Below are 6709 nucleotides of genomic sequence, written 5' to 3'. Positions count from 1 at the left end.
CCACCGCACCTGGCGCGCCGCCCTGGCCCAGGTCCTCCACACCCCCTGACCCAATCAGGAGATGAGAAAAGCCAGAAGGGGCACGAGGATCGAGGTGGCGATGGCGTTCAGGGCCATCGCCAGCCCCGCGAACAGCCCGGCCGTCGGGCTGACGTCGTAGGCCCGCGCCGTCCCGATCCCATGCGAGGCCAGCCCCGCCGCAAAGCCGCGCGCGGCATAGTCGGTGATCCGCATCGCATTCATGAGCGGCGTCACCACGAGGGCCCCCACGATCCCCGTCAGGATCACCAGCACCGCCGTGAGCGAGGGGTTGCCGCCCAGCGACTCCGAGATTGCCATGGCGACGCCGGCCGTCGCCGACTTGGGCAGGAAGGACAGCAGGACCACCTTCGACAGGCCCAGCGCCCGGCCCAGCACCAGCACCGACCCGGCCGCCACCACGGACCCGACCACGAGCGCCGCCGCCATGGGCAGGACGACCCGGCGCACCTGCTCCCATTCGCGGACGAGCGGCACCGCGATGGCCACCGTCGCCGGCCCCAGCAGGAAGTGGACGAACTGCGCCCCCGCGAAGAACCGCTCGTAGGGCACCCCGAACCACCACAGGAGCGCCGAGAGCGCCAGGATGGATGTCAGCACGGGGCTGGCCAGCGGGTGGCGGCGCGCCCGGACCGAAAGCTCCACCGCCACGACCCAGATGCAGACGGTCAACGTCAGCCAGACGAGCGGCGCGGCGGACAGATAGACCCAGAGCTCGACCGGGCTGCGCATCACGGCGGATCCTCCCGCCCCATCCACCGGCGGGTGAGGAGAAAGGCCCAGACTGTCGCGGCCAGCGTCAGGATTGCGGACAGGACGAGGACCACGGCGATGGCGGCCCCCTGCCCGTCGACCATGGCGCCCAAGGCGACCACCCCGACGCCGGCCGGCACGAACAGCAGTCCGAGATGCGACAGGAGCCCGTCCGCCACCCGTTCGACCGGAAGGCCGGCCTCCGGCGCCCAGCGACGGGACGCCTGCAGGGCCAGGAAGAGGAGCACCAGCCCCACCACCGGGCCAGGGACCCTCAGCCCGGTCAGGAAGACCAGGCTTTCGCCCAGGAGCTGGAAGAGCAGCAGGGCTGCGATGCCTCGGATCATGGGACGGCTATCCGGAAGACGGGCCAGGAGGGGCGGCGGGGTCGGACGTGGGGGCGGGCTGGGGCCGACACTGCCGCAGCCGGACCGCGGCGGCAACGCTTCGCGGCCACCACGCCGCACACGGCTTGTGCAGCGCCCCGGCTTTACCCCGGGACCGGCAGTTCCTACCCTCTGGGCAACCTCGATCCCGGCATCGGAGACCACCATGCCCGCCATTTCCCTCGGACTCGACACCTTCGGCGACGTCACCCTCGGCCCGGACGGACGGCCCAAACCGATGGACCAGGTCCTGCGCGACGTGGTCGAGGAGGCCGTGCTGGCCGACTCGGTCGGGATCGACTTCATCGGCCTCGGCGAACATCATCGCGACGATTTCGCCATCTCCGCGCCCGAGATCGTGCTGGCCGCCATCGCGGGCCGCACCTCGCGCATCCGGCTCGGCACGGCCGTCACCGTCCTGTCCACCGACGACCCCGTGCGCGTGTTCCAGCGCTTCTCGACCCTGAACGCCCTGTCGAACGGCCGGGCCGAGGTGATCGTCGGGCGCGGCTCCTTCACAGAAAGCTACGGCCTCTTCGGCTTCGACCTCCAGGACTACGACACCCTGTTCGAGGAACGGCTCGACCTCTTCGCCCGGCTCGTGCGGGAGGAGAAGGTGACCTGGGAGGGCCAGACCCGCGCGCCGCTGCGCGACCAGACCGTCTATCCCCGGCTTGGCCCCGAGGGGCTCACCACCTGGGTCGGCGTGGGCGGCAGCCCCGAATCCGTGGTCCGCGTCGTGCGCCACGACCTCCAGCTCATGCTGGCCATCATCGGGGGCGACCCGCTGCGGTTCCGGGCCTATGTCGATCTCTACCACCGCGCCTGCCAGCAGATCGGGCGCACGCCCAAGCCCATCGGCGTCCATTCCCCCGGCTTCGTGGGCGAAACCGACGAAGCCGCGCGCGAAGCCCTGTGGCCGCATTACAGCACCATGTTCGGCCGCCTGGGCCGCGAGCGGGGCTGGCCGCCGGTCACCAAGGAGCGCTTCCTGGCCGAGGTCGAGCAGGGCGCCCTTTACGTCGGCTCGCCCGAGACGGTGGCCCGCAAGATCGTCCGCACCGTCCGGGGCCTGGGCATCCAGCGCTTCGACCTCAAATACGCCAATGGCGGCATGCCGCATGACCAGCTCATGTCCTGCCTGCGCCTTTACGGCGAGAAGGTCATTCCCCAGGTGCGCGAGATGCTGAGCCTCGACGCCGCCGCCTGAGGCGGCCGGGCCGCCGGACATGCCCGGGGCCGCACATCGGCTGTGCGCCCCGCGCGTTGCGGGCCGGCCCGATCGGCCCAACAACCGCCCGGTCCCGCCCCCGCGGGATCCCCGACTTCGGCCTGCGCTCCGGCTTCGGCCCGGCCCGGGCCCCAACCGCAAGGAACGCCCATGACCTCATCCCTCGAAACCACCTGGGCGCCCCGCGCCCTCAGCGTGCTGCGGATCGTCGCCGCGCTGATCTTCTTCGCCCATGGCACCCAGAAGCTCCTCGGCTTCCCGGCTTCGGACATGGTGCCGCCCCCGGGCTCCCTTCCCTGGATCGCCGGGGTGCTCGAACTCGTCGGCGGGGCGCTGCTGGTCGTCGGCCTGTTCACGCGACCGGTGGCCTTCGTGCTGTCCGGCCTCATGGCGGTGGCCTACTGGATCGCCCACGCCCCCCAGGGTCCCTTCCCGGCGCTGAACGGCGGCGACGCGGCCATCCTGTACTGCTTCGTGTTCCTGTATCTCGTCTTCGCAGGCCCGGGCCCCTGGAGCCTGGACGCCGCCATGGGCCGCAACGGGCGCTCCACGGCCCGGGCGTGACCCTCGGGCGGGAGGGTTCCGCAAAGTCAGGCGGCTTTTCCTAGCATTTCACTAGGGAAAGCCTCTGGACAAGGACGGGACGGGTGTCCTACCCCCGTTCCAACCGCGACGAGCCAGGTTCTCCCAGCCAGTCGCACGTCCCGACGTGCCTCAGGAGACCCGCTCATGCCCCGTTTCCCCCTTCTGGCCGCTGCTGTCCTGCTTGCCCCGCCCGCCTTCGCCCAAGGGGTGACCGTGGAGACCGCGCGCGGCCCCGCCGACCTGCCCGGGGCTCCGGCCTCCGTGGCGGCCTATGACATCGCCGCCATCGACACCCTGGACGCGCTGGGCGTCGCCCCGACGGGGGTGCCGGACCGGCTTTACGTCGATTACCTGTCGCACCTGGCCGGCACCGCCACCCCGGTCGGCACCCTGTTCGAGCCCGATCTCGAGGCGCTGAACGCCCTCGCGCCCGATCTGGTGATCGTCGGCGGACGCTCGGCCGACCAGCTCGACTCGGTGTCGGCGCTCGCCCCGGCCATCGACATGACCATCCCCGGAGGCGACCTGGTGACCCAGGCGCTGGCCCGGCTCGACGCCTACGGCACGATCTTCGGACGCGAGGAGGAGGCCCGGCGCCTGGCCGAGGGGTTCCAGGCCAAGCTTCAGGAAGCGCGCGCCGTCGTCGCCGACCAGGGGGACGCCCTGATCGTCATGACCAACGGCCCCAAGGTCACCGCCTACGGCGCGGGATCGCGGTTCGGCTGGATCCATCAGGCGACCGGCTTCCCCGAGGCGGTGCCCGGCCTCGAGGACGCCTCGCACGGCGAGGCCATCAGCTTCGAGTTCATCCGCGAGGCCGATCCCGACTGGCTGATCGTGGTGGACCGCGCCGCGGCCATCGGCGAGGACGGCGAGCGGGCGCAGCAGACCCTGGACAACGAACTCGTCGCCGGCACCACCGCCTGGCGCGACGGCCATGTCATCTACCTCGACGCCGCGGCGACCTATGTCGCCGGAGGCGGGATCCAGTCCATGTCGCGGACGCTCGACACCCTGATCGAGGGGATCCGCGCGACCGGATCGTGACGCGCGCGCCGGGCATCGCCGCCGCCGGGCTGGGCCTCCTGGCCCTGGCCGCGGCCTCGCTCCTGACCGGGGTCATCGCGCTGGGGCCGGGAACCTGGGACGGCCCGGAGGCGCTGGCCGTGCTGGCGGTCAGCCGCATCCCGCGAACCCTGGCCGCCCTCCTGACCGGCGCCTCCATGGCCGTCGCGGGCCTCATCATGCAGATGCTGGCCCGCAACCGCTTCATCGAGCCCGCGACAGCCGGCACGGGCCAGAGCGCCGCGCTCGGCATCCTGGGGGTCACGCTGCTCTGGCCCGCGGCACCCATCTGGGCGCAGATGGGCACGGCCAGCCTGGCCGCGATCCTGGGCAGCCTGGGCTTCCTGCTGATGATCCGCCGCCTGCCGCCCACCCAGCCGCTGCTCGTGCCCCTGGTCGGGCTCATCTACGGCGGCCTCCTCGGCGCGGCGGTGGGGGCGATCGGCTATCAGCTCGACCTCCTCCAGTATGTTGAGGTCTGGATGAACGGCGAGTTCTCGGGCGTGCTCCGCGGCCGCTACGAGCTCCTCTGGGCCAGCGGCGCGCTGACCCTCCTCGCCTACGCCTTCGCGGACCGCTTCACCATCGCCGGCCTCGGCCGGGAGGCGAGCGTGAGCCTCGGCCTGAACTACGCCCGGGTCGTGGCGGTGGGCCTGCTGATCGTGTCGGTCACCACCGCGCTGACCGTCGTCACAGTCGGCATGATCCCCTTCGTGGGCCTCGTGGTGCCCAACATCGTGAGCCGCCTCGCGGGCGACAACCTGCGGGCGACCCTGCCGGGCGTCGCCGCCCTGGGCGCCGGGCTGGTGCTGGCCTGCGACCTGCTCGGGCGCATCGTCCGCGCCCCCTACGAGATCCCGGTCGGCACTCTCCTGGGCGTGCTCGGGGCGCTCCTGTTCCTTTGGCTCCTCAATGCGCGGCCCCGCCATGCGCGCTAGGTTCCTTTGGCTCGGGCTCGGGCTCCTGCTGGCCTCGGCGCTGTTCCTGACGCTCGGGGCGCGCGGGGACTGGGGCTTCGTGCTGATGCTCCGGGGCACGCGGCTCCTGGCGCTGCTGGTGGTGGGGGCCGCGATGGCCGTGGCCACCGTGCTGTTCCAGACCCTTTCCGGCAACCGCATCCTGACGCCCTCGGTCATGGGGTTCGACGCGCTCTTCGTGCTGCTCCAGACCATGCTGGCCGTGACGCTGGGCGGCTTCGGCCTGGCCTCCCTTCCCGCGCAGATCCGGTTCGGGCTGGAGCTCGCGCTGCTCCTTGCCGCGGCGCTGGCCCTGTTCGGCACCCTCCTGGGACAGTCGCGGCCGGATCTCCACCGGATGATCCTGACCGGCCTCATCTTCGGCGTGCTGTTCCGCAGCCTTGCGGGCTTTCTCCAGCGCCTCATCGACCCCAACGACTTCGCCATCGTCCAGAGCGCCGCCTTCGCCCGCTTCAACGCCATCCCGGCCGACCTCCTGGCCCTGTCCACGGTCCTGACCCTGGCCGCGCTCGGGGCGGCCTGGAGCCTCCGGCACCGGCTCGACGTCATGGCACTGGGCCGCGACCATGCCGTGAGCCTTGGCGTCGATCACCGCCGGACGCTGCTGCTCGCGCTCGTCGTAGTGGCCGTGCTCGTGTCGGTCTCGACCGCCCTGGTCGGGCCGGTGACGTTCTTCGGGCTGCTGGTGGCCGCGCTGGCCCAGCTCGTGCTGCGCGACCACCGCCACGCCGTCCTTCTGCCGGGCGCGGCGCTCGTTGCCGGAATCGTGCTGGTCGCCGGCCAGACCCTGGTCGAACGGGTGTTCCACCTGTCCATCACCCTGGCCGTCGCGGTGGAGTTCGCGGGCGGCCTCCTTTTCCTTGCCCTCGTCCTCCGGAGCCCCGCGCGATGATCGAGATCAGACAGGTCAGCCATCGGATCGGGGGAACGCCGATCCTGTCGGACATCGACGTCACCATCCCCAAGGGCGGGATCACCGCCCTGATCGGCCCGAACGGCGCCGGGAAGTCCACGCTCCTCGGCCTTGTCGCGCGGCTCGAACGGCTCCAGGCGGGGCGCATCGCGGTCGACGGCCTGGACGTCGCGCGGACCCCCACCGACCGGCTGGCCCGCACCCTGGCGATCCTGCGGCAGGACGGGACCGTGGCGGCGCGGCTGACCGTCCGCGACCTCGTGGGCTTCGGCCGCTACCCGCACCACAAGGGCTGGCCCGGCCCCGCCGACCGGGACGCGGTCGAGGAGGCGCTGGAGGCCTTCGACCTCGCCCCGCTCGGGACCCGCTTCGTCGATACGCTGTCCGGGGGCCAGCGCCAGCGGGCGATGGTGGCGATGACCTACGCGCAGGGCACCGACTACATCCTGCTGGACGAGCCGCTGAACAACCTCGACCTCGCCCATGCCCGCGCCCTGATGCAACGGCTGCGCGGGATGGCCGACCGGCACGGGCGCACCATCGTGGTCGTGCTGCACGAGGTGAACTACGCCGCCCACTACGCCGACCGCATCATCGGCCTCCGCGACGGCCGGATCGCCGCCCAGGGCCCGGCCCCGGAGGTCCTGACCGAACCCACGCTGTCGTCGCTCTTCGGCTCGCCCGTGCGGCTGGGCCGCGTGGGGGAGCACACGGTCGTCCTGCACCACGCCTGACCGGCCGATCCGGCTCAGCTATCTTG

At 72.0% G+C, this 6709-nt stretch carries 8 protein-coding genes; 6 read left to right on the top strand and 2 right to left on the bottom strand.

Annotation, left to right across the window (positions count from 1 at the left end; translation table 11 throughout):
* Positions 1-54 precede the first annotated feature (54 nt).
* On the bottom strand, positions 55-771 hold the full coding sequence (locus J3P31_RS16680; protein WP_210529628.1) for an LrgB family protein: 717 nt from the start codon (positions 769-771) through the stop codon (positions 55-57).
* Positions 771-1139: a CidA/LrgA family protein gene (locus tag J3P31_RS16675; protein ID WP_210529627.1), complete on the bottom strand. Its 369-nt coding sequence runs from the start codon at positions 1137-1139 to the stop codon at positions 771-773. Before J3P31_RS16675 ends, J3P31_RS16680 begins: the two co-directional genes overlap by 1 nt.
* Positions 1140-1344: 205 nt before the next feature.
* Between J3P31_RS16675 and J3P31_RS16670 the strand changes: the two genes are divergently transcribed.
* From J3P31_RS16670 to J3P31_RS16645, 6 genes are all read left to right on the top strand, one after another.
* A complete protein-coding gene (locus J3P31_RS16670; RefSeq protein WP_210529626.1) occupies positions 1345-2388 on the top strand; it encodes an LLM class flavin-dependent oxidoreductase in 1044 nt (347 codons plus the stop codon).
* Between the two features lie 171 nt (positions 2389-2559).
* On the top strand, positions 2560-2973 hold the full coding sequence (locus J3P31_RS16665; RefSeq protein ID WP_210529625.1) for a DoxX family protein: 414 nt from the start codon (positions 2560-2562) through the stop codon (positions 2971-2973).
* Between the two features lie 165 nt (positions 2974-3138).
* Positions 3139-4041, top strand: a complete 903-nt coding sequence (locus J3P31_RS16660; protein ID WP_210529624.1) for a siderophore ABC transporter substrate-binding protein — start codon at positions 3139-3141, stop codon at positions 4039-4041.
* Positions 4038-4997 carry an ABC transporter permease gene (locus J3P31_RS16655; protein WP_368373096.1) on the top strand — a complete coding sequence of 320 codons (960 nt, stop codon included), beginning with the start codon at positions 4038-4040 and terminating at the stop codon, positions 4995-4997. Before J3P31_RS16660 ends, J3P31_RS16655 begins: the two co-directional genes overlap by 4 nt.
* Complete coding sequence (locus tag J3P31_RS16650) at positions 4987-5928, top strand: iron chelate uptake ABC transporter family permease subunit (protein ID WP_246849579.1); 942 nt, start codon at positions 4987-4989, stop codon at positions 5926-5928. Before J3P31_RS16655 ends, J3P31_RS16650 begins: the two co-directional genes overlap by 11 nt.
* The gene (locus J3P31_RS16645) at positions 5925-6683 is read left to right on the top strand and encodes an iron ABC transporter ATP-binding protein (protein WP_210529622.1); all 759 of its coding nucleotides are present in this window, start codon (positions 5925-5927) and stop codon (positions 6681-6683) included. Before J3P31_RS16650 ends, J3P31_RS16645 begins: the two co-directional genes overlap by 4 nt.
* The last annotated feature ends 26 nt before the right edge of the window (positions 6684-6709 follow it).

Source organism: Rubellimicrobium arenae, assembly GCF_017916275.1.
Taxonomy (GTDB): domain Bacteria; phylum Pseudomonadota; class Alphaproteobacteria; order Rhodobacterales; family Rhodobacteraceae; genus Rubellimicrobium; species Rubellimicrobium arenae.
The sequence above is the reverse complement of the archived record's forward strand: the minus strand, read 5'-3'. Positions and strand labels throughout refer to the sequence as shown.